14 protein-coding genes are annotated in these 15367 nt (G+C 40.8%); all 14 read right to left on the minus strand.

Translation table 11 applies throughout. The features are described 5' to 3' along the window. Window positions 1-32: 32 nt before the first annotated feature. The 14 genes from I6751_RS07490 to tsaD all read right to left on the minus strand — a co-directional run bounded on the left by I6751_RS07490 (window position 33) and on the right by tsaD (window position 15252). On the minus strand, window positions 33-458 hold the full coding sequence (locus I6751_RS07490; RefSeq protein WP_196591108.1) for a TadE/TadG family type IV pilus assembly protein: 426 nt from the start codon (window positions 456-458) through the stop codon (window positions 33-35). A gap of 127 nt (window positions 459-585) precedes the next feature. Then, window positions 586-771 (minus strand): Flp family type IVb pilin, encoded by a 186-nt coding sequence (locus I6751_RS07495; RefSeq protein ID WP_196591109.1) that lies wholly within the window; start codon window positions 769-771, stop codon window positions 586-588. A 47-nt stretch (window positions 772-818) separates the two neighbouring features. Next, complete coding sequence (locus tag I6751_RS07500; RefSeq protein WP_196591110.1) at window positions 819-1775, minus strand: type II secretion system F family protein; 957 nt, start codon at window positions 1773-1775, stop codon at window positions 819-821. Beyond that, the gene (locus tag I6751_RS07505; protein WP_196591111.1) at window positions 1772-2905 is read right to left on the minus strand and encodes an AAA family ATPase; all 1134 of its coding nucleotides are present in this window, start codon (window positions 2903-2905) and stop codon (window positions 1772-1774) included. Before I6751_RS07505 ends, I6751_RS07500 begins: the two co-directional genes overlap by 4 nt. Before the next feature lie 11 nt (window positions 2906-2916). Beyond that, window positions 2917-3741, minus strand: coding sequence for an AAA family ATPase (locus I6751_RS07510; RefSeq protein WP_182188131.1), 825 nt, complete (start codon window positions 3739-3741; stop codon window positions 2917-2919). A gap of 44 nt (window positions 3742-3785) precedes the next feature. Beyond that, window positions 3786-5216 carry a type II and III secretion system protein family protein gene (locus I6751_RS07515; RefSeq protein WP_196591112.1) on the minus strand — a complete coding sequence of 477 codons (1431 nt, stop codon included), beginning with the start codon at window positions 5214-5216 and terminating at the stop codon, window positions 3786-3788. After that, window positions 5216-6199 carry a Flp pilus assembly protein CpaB gene (cpaB, locus tag I6751_RS07520; protein WP_196591113.1) on the minus strand — a complete coding sequence of 328 codons (984 nt, stop codon included), beginning with the start codon at window positions 6197-6199 and terminating at the stop codon, window positions 5216-5218. Before cpaB ends, I6751_RS07515 begins: the two co-directional genes overlap by 1 nt. A 358-nt stretch (window positions 6200-6557) precedes the next feature. Further along, window positions 6558-8135: an NAD(P)/FAD-dependent oxidoreductase gene (locus I6751_RS07525; protein ID WP_196591176.1), complete on the minus strand. Its 1578-nt coding sequence runs from the start codon at window positions 8133-8135 to the stop codon at window positions 6558-6560. Window position 8136: 1 nt separating this feature from the next. Then, complete coding sequence (locus I6751_RS07530; protein WP_196591114.1) at window positions 8137-8568, minus strand: GtrA family protein; 432 nt, start codon at window positions 8566-8568, stop codon at window positions 8137-8139. A 32-nt stretch (window positions 8569-8600) separates the two neighbouring features. Further along, entirely contained in the window at window positions 8601-10292 is a 1692-nt protein-coding gene (locus I6751_RS07535; protein WP_196591115.1) for a hypothetical protein, read from the minus strand. Between the two features lie 334 nt (window positions 10293-10626). Further along, window positions 10627-11754 (minus strand): DUF362 domain-containing protein, encoded by a 1128-nt coding sequence (locus I6751_RS07540; RefSeq protein WP_196591116.1) that lies wholly within the window; start codon window positions 11752-11754, stop codon window positions 10627-10629. A 124-nt stretch (window positions 11755-11878) separates the two neighbouring features. Then, entirely contained in the window at window positions 11879-12877 is a 999-nt protein-coding gene (gene nirJ2, locus I6751_RS07545; RefSeq protein WP_196591117.1) for a putative heme d1 biosynthesis radical SAM protein NirJ2, read from the minus strand. 64 nt (window positions 12878-12941) lie between these two features. After that, on the minus strand, window positions 12942-14120 hold the full coding sequence (nirJ1, locus tag I6751_RS07550) for a putative heme d1 biosynthesis radical SAM protein NirJ1 (RefSeq protein WP_196591118.1): 1179 nt from the start codon (window positions 14118-14120) through the stop codon (window positions 12942-12944). A 115-nt stretch (window positions 14121-14235) separates the two neighbouring features. Further along, window positions 14236-15252: a tRNA (adenosine(37)-N6)-threonylcarbamoyltransferase complex transferase subunit TsaD gene (gene tsaD / locus I6751_RS07555; RefSeq protein WP_196591177.1), complete on the minus strand. Its 1017-nt coding sequence runs from the start codon at window positions 15250-15252 to the stop codon at window positions 14236-14238. Window positions 15253-15367 lie beyond the last annotated feature (115 nt).

A 15367-nucleotide genomic window follows, 5' to 3' on the forward strand; every position in this document is an offset into this window, starting at 1 on the left:
GCTTGCAGACTGCGCAATTGTCGTATTTAGTATTATTTTTCCTGATGCATTTTGCAGGATACTTTAAGTTCGGAAGGCAACGTCAGTATATTGCCGTAAACAGCCGTATTAGCAGCAGTTGCCCGCAGGTTGACAAGAACATAGGTGTTATCCGGATCACCGTCAGACTGGTTGACGGCAATATTGAAATCATTGGTATCGTTCTGGTTCCATGTATAAATGGATGATATCAATGAAGGGTTATTGTTTTGATTGTATTTAGTGCGTATCTGTTCGCCGGTAGTGGTACTGTCGGCTGCGACCGCGGCATAGCGAGCACTGTCACGGGCGATGGAAGATAAGGTCAGATAATCGGCAAATACCATACTTAGATAGATTATTGCCAGCAATAACATGGTTAATATGGGCAATACTAAGGCAAATTCGACGATTGCCTGACCTGTCTGCTGTCGTTTCATAATATTATTCTCCTAAAAAGTACATAAAAGGTCTTCATTAGAAGACCTTTTGTGTAAACCAAGCCGGATAATTACTTAATGTAATGCAATTTATTTAAGCATGTCTAAAATCTGTTGCACTAGATTATTAAGATGCGGTTAAAGCGGTAACAACTTTGTTAAATGTTTCTTGTACAGCTGAACCTAATGCTCCTTTTGAACCTAAAAATCCGGCCAATACTACAACAGCTGCCAGGATTAAGGCATATTCGACGATTCCCTGGCCTTTTTCGTTTGAATAATGAAGCTTTAAGTAATTGATTATTGCTAGCATATAAACTCCTCCTTAAGAATATAAATATATATGTGAAAGCATATAGCTTAAACATCGATATCAACAAGCCGCTGGATGATTATAAAACCGATTATTTCCATTATGACGGCGGCACCAATAGCCATTCGGCCGGTGGGATCGGTAATGAGTGGTTCCAGATAATTGGGATTGATAATGGAAAGAAGCAAAGATAAGGCAACGGGCAGTGCGGCAAGTATCCAGCCCGACAAGCGGCCTTGTGCCGTTAAAGTTTTAACTTCCCGTTTCATACGGATGCGGGCATTGATAGTGCCGCTGATAGTATCAAAAATATAGGCTAAATTGCCGCCAACCTGTCTTTGAATCAAAACGGCGGCAACTATCAGGTCGAAGTCGCGGCTGTCGACGCGTCGGGCCATCGATTGGAGAGCTTGTTCCATGGAAGACCCCATGCGGGTTTCTGCCATTAACCGGGTAAATTCATCGCCAATCGGTGCACCCATTTCTCGGGCGGCCAGATCTATCGACTGAATAAAACTGAACCCGGCCCGCATTGAGTCGGCGACCATCGACAGCATATCACCAAGCTGGTTGGTAAAGGCTTGTTTCCTACGGGTAATAAGTATGTTTATGTATAAACGGCAAAAAACGGCCGTTGCTAATGCTACCAGTGAAGCTGTTGTTCCTTTTAAAATCAGGCTGAAAGTGATAATGCCGGCAATAAAGCTTAACAGAGCTGTTATTACTATAAATTCTGATCCCAGTATAGGGAGTCCGGCCTGCTGCATTTTGCGGTCAAGATCCGCATAGTGGCGAATTTGTTCTAGCAGTTTAGCAATGGTGCGGATGAAGGCCAAAAAACTCTGGCGCCATGTTTGATCTTGCCGGATATCTGTCTGTGGTGCGCTGCCGGCGACATAATTAAGTAAATGCCGGGAGACTTTAGTTCGTTTGTAAAACAGGCAGATAATTAAAATGTATAATAAAAAGAACAGTAAAAAACCACATAATAAGGCTATTATCATAATGATTCCCACCTGAGGTCCGACTGGCCGCGCATGACATCGGCAAGCCGGTCGATGCTGGCAGCAAATTCCGAGTCGGGAGCAAGGTCAACGGCCATACGTCCGTTGTTGGCGGCAGCCGATACTAACGCATATTCATTGGGAATAGCGGCATCGAGCGGTCGGTGCAGAACATTTTCAATATATCCCTTGACACTGGAAGTAACCGGCAGCCGGGTAAAAGCAATATGGAGCCGCTTTTGGAAATTATCCGGCCAGGCATCGTGAAATATTGTCAAGGCACGTAGCACATGCTGCAGCTCGGTACCGCCGTTATTCATGGCGACTATATAAGTATTGTCGGCTGACTCGGCGGCAGTTATGGAAATGGGGTTGAAGGCCGGCGGTAAGTCTATAAGTATGTAACGGAAAAGATGGCGGGCCATGCGTATCATTTCAGAAAAAGGTTGCATGGTAACATGTTCGGCAAATTCGGGGCGTTTGGTACCGCACAATAGGGAAATATTTTTATTAATGGTTATGAAATAGGAATTCAAAGTGCTCGGTGATAAAAATTTGATGTCACGGACTGCTTCCACAATCGTGCTTTGCGGTTTAAGGTTGAAGAAAACGGCCATATCGCCAAACTGCAGATCGGCGTCGATGATGCCCACTTTTTCATTGGTTTTACGAGCCAGACTTAGTGCCAGATTAGCAATCAGTGTTGTTTTGCCGCTTTTGCCTTTAGGACTGAAAAAGGCTGTTACTTCAGAATAGGCTCCAACGTTATTTACATTAAAACTTTCAACAGCTTTAGTGAGCTCGCTGCCGGAAAAAGGTTTGATAATATATCCAATGGCACCGGCATGAACCATTTGGCTGGTATCCTGGGCATTCCAATGGGCACCGCAGCACAATAGGGAGGCGGCAGGAAATTGTTTGCGGATAATGGGGATATAGGATATATTTCCATCGGCATCAGTGTCTAAAATGATCAAACTGGGATCAAATACGGCAGACTGATCTAATGCTTCCTGGGGGGATGTATAACGTGCCATCAGATCAAAGTTCCTGGCATTGCGTACGACACTGGAAAGACGTTCAAGCATCAGAGATTTTTCTTCAATTAAAATGACACGGTACGAAATCATGTTGACTCCTTTCAGTTAAATAAGTGTTTCATCCAACCGTGCAGGCTGCTGTCGTTTTTAGTAGGAGATGGCCGCTGGTCGGTGCATTTATTAATCAGCTGACGGATACTTTTGCCAAGATCACTGCTTTTATCGGATGCCAGAAGCGGAATACCGCTGCGTAATGAGTTTTGTGCCTGCTGGAAATTATTTGGGATGATATGATAAAAATCGTCTTTCAGAAGCTGTCGAACATCATTGAGCTCAATATTGGTTTTGGAGTCGCTGCGGTTTAGTATCAGATGTATTTTCTGGTTGTCATAACCGATGCTGTGCATGGTATCATAGCCAATTTTCATATTTTTTATTGTCGGTATGAAATCAACGATGCCGATGAAAGCTATGATAGTGCTCATATCCATTACTGACAGATTTATTTCACTGAATGCCGAAGTTGTATCGACTATAAGATAGTCAAAACATGTTTGCAATTCATTAAGGCAGCGATTGATGCCGGCAGTGAAAATATTGCAGGCTTGTTCCAGTTTGTCGGGCGGCAGCAGTGTAAAAAATTGCAGATCATCGTGTATGTAGGGAGTTAAATAATCGAAGAGGTTAATATCTGAAGGTACAGCCGTTTTTTGCAGTTGTGTTACCAGATCAAACAGGTTGTGCCTGGGTTTAAGATGGAGATAATAAGCAACATCACCAAACTGAAGATCAAGGTCGATAAGGCAGACTTTATAACCGGAAGCGGCAAGACCTGCTGCCATGTTAACGGCTAAGAAGGTTTTGCCGACAGCCGAGGCTGTGCTGAATAATGTTATTATCTTGCCGTTTGGCTGGTCATTTTCCATTTATGCTGTGCCTCCTTTAGCTTGCAGCCGTCAATAAACCAAGTTCATTTTATTTGTGCGGTAACCGGTTTATTGAGTATTCCTGATAGCTTGATATTTGCAGGTTTATCCGAAGTTTTGGGTTGAACAGAGGAGGGTTCGTCTGTTTCCGACGTATGGGACTGTCCAGACAGAGCATCGTCGGTGTGCTTATTTATCGCAGAGCCTTCGGTTATGACTGTTTCCCGGCGCTGGTCAATTTGTTTATCTTTGTAGAGATTTTCTAAATCCTGGGTCATATTTACCGGGGTATTTTGGTCGACCAGCACAGGTGTTATTAAAATGATAAGCTCGCGTTTATCACGTGTTTTGGCCGAGTGTTTAAAGAATTCACCGATTATGGGAATATCTCCCAAAAGCGGGACTTTAGTAATGGTTTTGCTTTCCTCAGAGTTTAATAATCCGCCTATCGCCATAGTGCCGCCGGACTTCACGGTGACATCGGTGGAGGCTTCACGTGATGCCAGGGCAGGAATGAGAAAATTATTGTTCTTTAATTGGTGGGCATAATCAAGTGTACTGACTTCGGCTTTTATTTTAGCGGTGATATTATTGCTATTGTCTACAATAGGGTCAATATCGAGTTTGATACCATAGTCGCGCCATTCAATACTGATATCTCCATTATTGTTACTGGTAGGTATTGGAATTTTACCACCAATCAGGATACTGGCTTTTTCACCGCTCAAAGTTGTAATATTGGGTTTTGAAAGTATCTTGGCAAGGCCTTTTTGTTCCAAGGCCTGCAAAGTGGCATTCAGGTCGGCATAGCTGCGGTTGAAAGATTGACCGATGGAAAAACTACCGGTAGTGCCCATGGTAACAGTGGTGCTGCCATTACTGTTGACAGTTATCGAAGAAGGGTTGGAATAGAGAAAACCGAGATCCCGTTCATTATTGGCAGAAATTTCTACGATTTGAGCTTCAATACGGACCTGGGAGGGAGCGGACATCTGTATCATGTTTACGACTTTGCTGCCGTACAGATTGGCAATTTTTTCGGCAGTGTCCCGCTCATATTGGTTCTTGACCGTGCCGCGCAGCAAAATGTTATCACCGGATTTTTGTGCATATATATTAACGTTATTGCCCAGTACATTTTTTATGGCAGTTACCAGGGCGGAATTATTGGCTGTTACATTTACGGAAAAGTTTTGCTGCATACCGTCTGATGTTTTTATTAATAAGGTTGTCGATCCGACTTTTTTGGCGACGATGACAATTTTGTTTGAGGTTATTATTGCTATATCGGCAATTGCAGGATCGGCAATTGCTACTTTGGTTATGGTGCCTCCGGTATCAAGCGGATAATATTGGCTGATTTCAACAGTCAGTGGTGTCGGAGGTGCGTCAGCGAAAACACGGACATTAATAAAAGTAGTGAAAAGTAAACAAATTATTGCTGTTTTTTTCCAAAAAGAAAGTTGTATTTGCATTATTGTTGCCCCTCTTCATCTTGCTTGGTACCGCGGATGACGGTAATTGTGCTGCTGTTGGATGAGCTGCCTGATGACTGTTGTACAGCAGTTGATGCGGATGCCTGCTGCGGTATTGGCGGTGAATAAGCAGGTAAAGGCAAATTAGCCGGCGCACCGGCAATTGGCATATTATTGGCGGCAGGTTCGCTGTATTGGAAAACGGTATAGTCGATGTCAGGAACGAAATAATCACGTGGGTTGAGGGGCCGTAATTCTAAGAAAACGGTACCTTCAGATTGGGCGACGGCAAGCTTTAAGGCATCGGCCGGCTGTACAGCTAAGGTAGCGGTAGCAGGTGATTCCTTGGCTTTAGTATCGGCTGCTTTGGCGGGTGTTTTGTCATCATTTCCATTAGTAGAATCGGCTTGTTCAAATGATTTATTGATACCCAGAAGTAAAATATTCTGCAGCAGTATCCTGCCGGTTAATTCATTTTTATTATTTTTTCCGGAAACCAAGATCACATCAACATAATCACCTGGCTTAGCAAATCCGGATATGCCGGTTACATCGGATATTTTTAACGAAATTGCCCGACAATCAGCCGGGATAGTTCCGGTGAATCCCGATGATCTTATATCTGAAAATAATTTGGGTACGGTGATCATGTCTCCAGCCATTATGGGTACTTGTGAAACTTTACCGATGACATCATGTGTATCATTTATGAACTGCACGGGCAGAACATCTTTGGGGACCGTGATGACTTTCACCATGTCATCAGCTATTGTCGTACGGGCGGGGATGTCTTTGACGGCAACGACAACGGAAGTCATATTGTCTGATTTTTGCTTGGCGGTATTACGGGAAGCTGTGGACAGGTAAACATACAATATTACGGTAAACAATATGCTAATGGCCAAAGCTGCAATGATAAGCTGACGTTGTGACAGTTTTTCCATCTTTGATGTAAGACCATCAAATAATTTAAAAAATCGCAATAAAATCATTCCTTAATTGTTTTATGATAGACACTCCAGATTTCTATGTAAATGTAAATACATAATAATTATTTTTGCGTACTAAAAAAGGGCGCAGGGATGCAATAAAAATATATTAAAAAAATACATTATTGCATCCCTACCACCCACCATAATTTATTAAGTTTTAAAATATCGGATAATCGACCATTTAATATAATGACCTGTTTAATTAAATAAAAATAATATCTTATTTATATTTAAAACATTATTTATTTTAAATATAACATATCTTTTAATGATAGGCAATATTTTTACAGAAAAAAAACAATTTTATAAAAAAGCAATTTTTGTTTGATTTTGTGTATTTTATGAATGCCTAACTTTGGTCCTCTTGATAACACTGGTCGGCATTTATTGACCAAATATTGGTCTTGTCAGAAATATTATGGGTAATATTTTTAACGGCAGCCATGGCGGTTAACATTGAATGGTCCATATTGTTATAGCGATGCATACCGTTTCTGCCTATTAAATACAGGTTATTGAATTTGTCGATAAATTCACGGATTATCGGTAATTTATCATAAGTTCCAAAATATGCCGGATAAGCTTTGGGAACTTTGACCACGATGCTGTCTAATATGTCATCGCTATTTACTATGGCAATTTTTTCTAAATCCTTGATGGCAAAAGTGGTGAAATCCGGTTTTGTTTTTGACCATAGTTCATCACCTTCAGTGCAGAAGTATTCCAACCCCAGCCAAACATTGTTATCATCATTCACCAGATAGGGACTCCAATTGTTAAATATTTGCAACCGACCGAGTTTTACTGATTTTTCCTGGATATAAATCCAATTGTCAGGAATAAGACCGTGTCGGGTTTTAAGTTTGGTTTTATTTTTTAGTTTTATTTTTTTGCACAGTAAACCTACTGTTATAAAGTCGCGGTATATAAGACCGGCAGCAACAGCGGTGACTATCGGGGGAACAGCCGGCGGCATTGCTTTGATAAGATCACGGATGGGCATGGATGACAAGAAAAAATCAGCTGAATAAAAAGTAGTTTTATGTTCAATAGTATTTTTTATCCAGACGCCATTAATTTTATTAGAATTCAAGGATAATTTTTTTACTGGGCAGCGCAGTTTTATTATACCGCCGTGCTGGGTAATTTTTGCAGCGACTTCTTCCCACAGCTGGCCGGGACCGTATTTAGGATACATGAATTGTTCGATGAGAGAGGTTTCAATATTTTTTTGTGTCAGGGAATAGTTGTTGACGAAAAGATTCTGCAGGGCATGTTTAATGAGTTTCCAAATGGATAGTCCCTTTACACGCTGTGCCCCCCAGTCCGGGCGTATTTTACAGCAGGGTAGACCCCAGACTTTTTCTGTGTAGTCTTTGAAAAAAGTATTGTATAATTCCCGACCAAAGTGATTGATAAAAAAATCTTCCAGGGTTTTTACCGATTTAATGGGGAACAGCGAAATATATAAATAACTTAAAATGATTTTTATGGTACGTGATAGTCCCAGATTGGCAAAGGTACGCCATTTAATACTCAACGGATAATCAAAGAATTTTTTTAAAAAGAAGATGCGGGATAGGCGAGAGCGCACAAGCATGACATTATCGGTTTGTTCTGGGTCAACAGGAAAGTTTTGATTATCAGGCAATTCGGCAGATTGTCCGGTAAAATTATAACCACGGTTTTTTTTTGTCTGCAGCGGTAGTATGTCTGTCCACCATTTATTAATTATTTCGGATTTGGAAAAAAAGCGGTGTCCGCCGATATCCATGCGGTTGCCTTTGTAATTTATTGTTCGGGAAAGTCCACCGACACTGTCGGAAGATTCGAATATTATGGGAGTGATGTCGGTATTTTTCAATAATTCATAAGCTGCAGTTAATCCGGCCGGACCGGCACCAATAATGATAGCAGTTTTTTTCATCCTAATTGTCTCCATTTTTTTTTCGGAATAATAATAGTTTTCTGCTGCCAAAGTTCCAAAAAAATACTATTATGGCTGTGTAAATTTTAGAAATAAGATAATAATTATTACAGACAGCAGTGAAAAACCAAATGAAAAGTTCATTAAATCCCAGTCCGACTATTCCAATTAAAGTAAAAATAGAAAATTCGGCAGGGCGGTTGTTTAAAATATGATCGGTGAAAATAAAGTGCACACTAAGCATATAGTTTAAAATCAAACCGGCTATAAAAGCAAAAACGGCAGAAATCCAATAGTAAAAATTGAAAAAGGCAGTAAGAATATAAAGCAGGGAAAAATCCAGTAAAAAGGAAATACCACCGGCTAAGATGTAATAAATTAATTCATGGATGACAGAAGATTTTTTTGCCAAACCGGCAGTCGATACCGCCATAAGTTTCACCACCAAATAAAATGTAATGAGTATCAAGGTGTGACTGATTTATAGAGACGGTAGTTTTTGTCAGAATAAATCAGTTTACAGGCAGGGTCATTGTATAGGTCAGTGTACAATGCGTCATCGTGATAAGTTAGAAAATGCGTGAAGTGATAGTGATTGATAAAATCTTTATAATATATATGGGAAGTTTCGAGTTGGAAATATTCGTGCAGGATATCCGTTTGCCAGTTGTTGCGCGGCAGGAAAACATCGGCACGGGTATCCAGATAGCAGCGTATACCTTTGTACTCAGCATAATTGCCAGTGTTATAGTTGGTCCAAAGTCTGATATCATCAGTAGATGCATCCTGCAGCAAACAGTTTACAGCAGGTTCGGTTTCAGAGACAAAATCCGGATTTTGGTAATGATCATTTTCATGGATGATAAATATCGTGAAAACAAGTAATAAGATAAAATAAGCGATTTGTCTGGTAATCAGTTCAAAGGAAAGCTGTCGATGAGACTTTTTTAGGAAACGGAAAAATTCAATGGAAAAAAGTAAGCCGGCAGTAAGCAGTATAATATCGGCTGCCATGGGTAAAGCAAACAGCTTTGACAGCAATATAGTCCATTGTTTATAGAAAATAAAAGACATGGTGAACAGCAGTAAGGTAATCAGTCCGCAGCGCAGTCGATAAGATGCTTTATAAGCAGGAGTAATATAAGGTGTATCAAAAGTTAACAGTTTGTAATTTTTGAAAACATACGCAAGTGGAAAAACACCCAGTAAAAATAACAGAAATACACTGCGATTTGCCGATAAGGCCATGCAGGCGGTTCCGCCTGTCAGCAGAATATAGCGCAGTGGTGGTATTTTTCGTGCATAAACTATTGTGATATATAACAACATTAGGAAGAGAAGTTTACCCAATAAACTGGTGATAACAACGGGATGCATTTCGCTTACCAATAAGTTGATTTCAGAGTAACCGTAGGAACGTGACAGGTAACTCATACTTTCCCAGCCATATGGATTGCAAAAACCGACTGCAAAAGAAACACATAGGCAGATCAGCAGCGGACTGAGCGGGAAGTGCCCGGCAGAATGGGGGAAATGCTGTTTTAATCTGCGTAATTTTCCTAATAAAGCATCGGCAATAAATGGCAGCATCAATACAAAAAGCATTGGCCATAAGGCTGCATGCAGATTAATTAACAGTACAGAGAGAAAAGGCAATATCAATAGGTACTTTTTTTGCTGGGTGAGGCTATATTTTTCTAAGAAAAATATTTCAATTAACAATAGTAAACCAGAAAAAATCTGCGGCCGGGTACGGATGAATAAAGGAATAAATATGACTCCTATAACAGTGGTGATAATAGTGGCAATCTGCCAGTTCCTGCTGCTTACAAGCATACACAGGCGAAACAATATGTAAGTTATGAATATATCGACTATATGTAACAGAATTATTAAACCGTAAGGACCAAATGAAGCATAAACTTTCCAGAAAATAACGGCACTAAGCCATTGCTGCATAACAAAATGAAAATCCTGGTGGATAGTAAACGGCTCCATGTGTGGAATACCGTGTATTAATATATAACGGCCGCTGTTGAGAAGAAACCAGATATCATTATCCAGAGTGTAAGGAATAAATAACAGTCCGATAAATATGGAAGAGCAAAAAAGTAATTTTTTAAATTCTTTTTTTTCAGTCAGACACTTTTTCAGCAAAGAGTTCATTCCTTATATAAAGAATAACGATAAATATTATCATTTGATAGATAAAAAAGCATAAAAGGTAATTAATTGAAGCCTTTTCGGTTAATATTTATGCCTAAATAAAATATAATTTAATAAAATAAATGACATTACTTATTTAAAATATAACATATTTTTTATTTAAGGGCAATATTTTGCCCTTGATAAAATAAAAAAGGCTACCGCATGCAAACATTTTTATTCATAATATGCAATATTCTTATCCACTTATCGTATAGCAGCAGTGGTGTAGATTGCACATTATGAGGTCAATGTTGTTTATGCGGCAGCCTCGTTAATATTGTAATTAAATTTTTATCAATTCATATTGGCGTGTTCCCATGCCAAGTTTGGCACAATGGTCAAGGCAGGACTGCCATTCCGTGTCGGGATGGTTATTATGGAAATGGTCATGTTTTTGTGCCTCATTAGGATCTTTTGTGACATTTTCACCTAATATGGAATTAGTGATGACCGGAGCTTGATTAACAAGATCGGCACAGGCCTGATCGATAGCGACCGGGTCGAAAGAAGCCAGCATGCCAATATTGGGCACGATAGCGGCATCATTTTCGGCATGGCAGTCACAGTTTGGTGATACATCAACAATGAGACTGACATGGAATTGCGGGCGGTCATGTAAAATAGCGCAGGCATATTCAGCCATTTTCAGATTAACCATTTTGCCGGCATTCCAATTGGTGGGAATGATGGCATTGGTCGGACATACACCGATACAACGGCCGCAGCCAACACATTTGTCTTCATCAATATGACATTTTTTATTTTCGATCAACGGAGCAGCATAAGCACATGTTTTTCTGCACATACCACAGCCAATACATTTATCTTCTTCTACCTTAGGTTTGCCATCGCAGTGCATTTCCATTTTACCGGCACGCGAGCCGCCACCCATGCCAATGTTTTTTATGGCACCACCGAAACCAGTCATTTCATGGCCTTTGAAATGGGTAAGTGTGATTATGACATCGGCATCCATCAAGGCATGGCCGATTTTGGCTTCTTTTACATATTCACCGTCAGGTACAGGTACGTGGGTTTCATCAGTACCTTTAAGACCATCGGCAATAATATTCTGGCAGCCGGTTGACAGGGGACTGAACCCATTGATATTTGCGGTATCAAGGTGTTCAAGAGCATCTTTCCTTGTACCAACATAAAGTGTATTGCAGTCGGTAAGAAATGGTTTGCCACCACATTTTTTTACAGCATCGGCAACTACTTTAGCGTAATTGGGGCGAAGAAATGATAAATTACCAAGCTCACCAAAATGAATTTTTATAGCGGCAAATTTATTTTGGAAATCAATGTTCTGGATACCTGCTTTAGTCAGCAGTTTATCCAGTTTTTGTAATAAATTGGGTTTACCCGGATAAACACGCATGTCGGTGAAATAAACTTTTGATTTTTCCATAAAATACTCCTTTTAAACGCCAATAATCATGTTAGTAATATATATTTATTACTTTTTCTCTATGTTTTATATTATAACAATAAAATAATTATGTTTACAAGTGAGATTTCAGATATTGACAATATTAATATTGTCCTTCGCGGCCGTGGTATAGGCACCATGGTTCTTCGGCCATATAATCGCCATCGTGGTAGTAAGCGGCTCTTGCCCGACAACCACCGCAGGATTTTTTATATTCACATTTGCCGCAGCCGCCTTTGAAATTAAATGTTCGGAGTTTATTCAAGACGGGACTGTTTTTCCATATTTCATCAAAAGGGGTTTTTCGTACATCGCCTAATTCCATATTCAAATAAGCACAAGGTTGGACTTTACCACGCGGACTTATTATACAGTAAGAGTTTCCTGCCAGACAGCCACGGCGGAAGCGTGTTTTTACGCCCATTTGGGCAGCAATACGGACAAATTGCGGAGCACAGGTCGGCTTAAGTTCAATGTCCACTTCCTGCTGCTTTTTCATGATACGTGTCAGTACATCTTCATAAGAACGGGCCCTTAATGATTCGACTTCAATTGTTTTGGCGCGTCCCGTCGGTACGAGAAAGAAGAAGTGGTGTGCCACAGCTCCTTCCGCCACAGCAAAATCGGTTATAGCTTCGATTTCATGTTGGTTCCAATCCATGACGGTAGTATGGATTTGAAAGGGCAGACCAACTTTGCGGCAGTTGCGCATGCCGCGGACGGCACCGTCCCAGCCGCCGGGGAATCTGCGGAATTTATCATGTTTTTCTTTATTCATAGAATCGAGTGAGATACCCATTCCCATGGCGCCGGCATTTTTTAATTTTTGAGCTAGTTGTTCAGTTAGAAGTGTTCCGTTAGTACCAAAGACTGAGCGTAAGCCGACATGGGTGGCATGAGCTACAAGCTCGACAATATCGGGGCGCAATAACGGCTCTCCCCCGGAGAATATCATTATTTTAAAACCGGCTTTGGCTATTTGATCGAGCAGTGTTTTGGCTTCGCTGGTGTTTAGTTCTTCATCGGCCTTGCAGCCGGCATCGCGATAACAATGTTCGCAGTACATATTGCAGGCATTGGTGGTATTCCAAGAAATTATCATTTATGTTCTCCTTACAGATACTATGTGATATTAAAGACGGTTTTCCGGCACAGAACAATAATTGTCAATCGGCAGTAATTTCTTTATCTGTAAGATAACAGGATGGGTCATCACCCCAGAAATCATTATTGCGGGCTTCTGCTCTGGTGCGGAAATTACCGTTGCAGACATTGAGAAATTGACAATGACGGCAGCGTCCTTTAAGTAAAGGTTTGCGATTTTTGAGACCGGCCATTATCGGATGGGAAGTGTCCTGCCAGATATCACCAAATTTTCTTTCCCGTACATTACCAAAAGTGTAATATTGGGTAAATTGATCGGGATGTACATAGCCCATTGGGTCAACTTCACCAAAGGCAATGCCGGAGCGGTTGCCGCCATTGTAGAAAGCGTATTTCTTTATCTGGGCAGCAAGCTGTTCGTTGCCCTCCCGCAGTGCTGTCAAGTACATATAAACACTGTCACAGTGGTTGTCTACAGTAAGGATCTCTTTTTTTAGCCCACGGCGTTCAAAGTCACGAGTACGTTTGATTATGATATCCATTGCCTGACGTGATTGCTCCGGCAGCACATCTTCGTCCATCATCTGGGTACCGCGACCGGAGTACACAAGATGATAAAAACAAACCCGGTTGATATTTTCCCGTTCAATGAAGTCAAAAATATTTTCCAGTTCTTGCAGATTATGCTGATTTATGGTAAATCGCAATCCAACACGCTGGCCGACGGCAACACAATTTTCTATTCCCTGCATAGCAGCAGCAAAAGCGCCATCCTTGCCGCGAAATTTATCATTCACATCTTTTAGCCCGTCAAGTGAAATGCCGACATAACCAACGCCGATATCTTTGATACGCCGGGCATATTCACGGGTTATAAGTGTGCCATTGGTAGAAAGTGTCGGTCGGATATCTTTTTTTGCAGCGTAGTCCGCCAGCTGCAAAAAATCAGGACGAATCAGTGGTTCTCCACCAGAAAAAAGTAAGACGGGTACTTTGAAATCAGCTAAGTCATCAATGAATTTTAATGCTTCAGTGGTATTTAATTCATTTTTGTATTTTTCTGCATTGGAATCCATATAACAATGACGGCATTTTAAGTTGCAGGTGCGGGTGCAGTTCCAGACTACTACCGGTCCGGCTCCTTCGTGAACACCATTTTTGGCATCACGGGCATTTTTGGTGTAACGCAGGCTGTCGCCAAAGTAATCAGTGGCAAATAATAATTTTGTAACGCTAATCATAAAGTATAATCTCCTATATATTATCATCATAAATATGAATTGTATTCATATTTATGATAGCAGTAAGAGCCGTAAAAATCAATCCTGAAAAATAAATCATGGTATATAAATACTACTAAGTATTTATATCGGTTAGTTCAAGATATGGAACGGCATTGAGTCTCATATCGGCGTATTTACCATGTAATGATTGATAATAACCACGACAGGCAATCATAGCTGCATTGTCGGTGCAAAGAATTTTGTCGGGGAAATAAAATTTGCAGTCGTGTTCACGGCAGCCTGCTGTGAGTTTTTGTTCCAACAGGCTGTTAGCAGCTACTCCACCGGCTAACACGATGGATTTCATATGTGCGGCGTGCGCTGCTGCAATTGTTTTATATACTAGTACGTCAATGACTGTCTGTTGGAAAGAAGCAGCAACATCGGCTTTATTTATTGATTGCTTTTTTTGTTCGGCATTATGAATATAGTTGATGACTGCTGATTTTAGTCCGCTGAAACTGAATTCATAGTTTTGTTTGTCCATTAATGCATGAGGAAAGTTAATAGCAGAGGGATTACCGGTCTTGGCAAGTTTGTCGATTTGCGGACCGCCCGGATAGGGAAGCCCCAATAGCCGGGCAACTTTGTCAAATGCTTCACCGGCAGCGTCATCACGTGTTTGTCCAATTAAAGAAAAAGAATTAAAATCTTTCATGTTTACGAGTGCTGTGTGTCCACCGGATACTACAAGAGCTATGAAGGGCGGCTGCAGTTCAGGGTGTGACAAAAAATTAGCAAATATATGACCTTCCAGATGATTTACGGCAAGCAGAGGAATGCCAAGAGAAAAGGCCAATGCTTTAGCCGCCGATACACCGACAAGGAGAGCTCCGACCAGCCCCGGGCCATAGGCAACGGCTATTTGATCAATGTCGGATAATTGCACTTGGGCTTTTTTTAAAGCTTCATCGAGTACCGGCATGATATTTATGATATGTTTGCGTGATGCTATTTCTGGTACGACACCGCCAAACTTTTGATGTATTGGAATCTGAGTGGAAATGATATTGGATAAAATTTTGCGGCCATCTTCAAGTATGGCTATAGATGTTTCATCACAGCTTGATTCTATTCCTAAAGTGAGCATAATTCCTCCTAAAACAAATGAAGGATCGCCGCACGTAATCATTTCCATTCATAAATATGCAATATTCGGCTCTTGGAAGGGTGGCTGATTGCAGCTTTATGAGGTCAATGCCGTT

The organism is Pectinatus frisingensis, assembly GCF_015732285.1.
GTDB lineage: Bacteria > Bacillota > Negativicutes > Selenomonadales > Selenomonadaceae > Pectinatus > Pectinatus frisingensis.

Excerpts from the sequence above, each read along its gene's own strand:
- I6751_RS07500 (WP_196591110.1), bottom strand. The coding sequence starts at position 1,775 with ATGATAATAGCCTTATTATGTGGTTTTTTACTGTTCTTTTTATTATAC.
- I6751_RS07540 (WP_196591116.1), bottom strand. The coding sequence starts at position 11,754 with ATGGAAAAATCAAAAGTTTATTTCACCGACATGCGTGTTTATCCGGGT.
- tsaD (WP_196591177.1), bottom strand. The coding sequence starts at position 15,252 with ATGCTCACTTTAGGAATAGAATCAAGCTGTGATGAAACATCTATAGCC.
- I6751_RS07505 (WP_196591111.1), bottom strand. The coding sequence starts at position 2,905 with ATGATTTCGTACCGTGTCATTTTAATTGAAGAAAAATCTCTGATGCTT.
- I6751_RS07525 (WP_196591176.1), bottom strand. The coding sequence starts at position 8,135 with ATGAAAAAAACTGCTATCATTATTGGTGCCGGTCCGGCCGGATTAACT.
- I6751_RS07495 (WP_196591109.1), bottom strand. The coding sequence starts at position 771 with ATGCTAGCAATAATCAATTACTTAAAGCTTCATTATTCAAACGAAAAA.
- I6751_RS07515 (WP_196591112.1), bottom strand. The coding sequence starts at position 5,216 with ATGCAAATACAACTTTCTTTTTGGAAAAAAACAGCAATAATTTGTTTA.
- I6751_RS07490 (WP_196591108.1), bottom strand. The coding sequence starts at position 458 with ATGAAACGACAGCAGACAGGTCAGGCAATCGTCGAATTTGCCTTAGTA.
- nirJ2 (WP_196591117.1), bottom strand. The coding sequence starts at position 12,877 with ATGATAATTTCTTGGAATACCACCAATGCCTGCAATATGTACTGCGAA.
- I6751_RS07510 (WP_182188131.1), bottom strand. The coding sequence starts at position 3,741 with ATGGAAAATGACCAGCCAAACGGCAAGATAATAACATTATTCAGCACA.
- I6751_RS07530 (WP_196591114.1), bottom strand. The coding sequence starts at position 8,568 with ATGGCGGTATCGACTGCCGGTTTGGCAAAAAAATCTTCTGTCATCCAT.
- nirJ1 (WP_196591118.1), bottom strand. The coding sequence starts at position 14,120 with ATGATTAGCGTTACAAAATTATTATTTGCCACTGATTACTTTGGCGAC.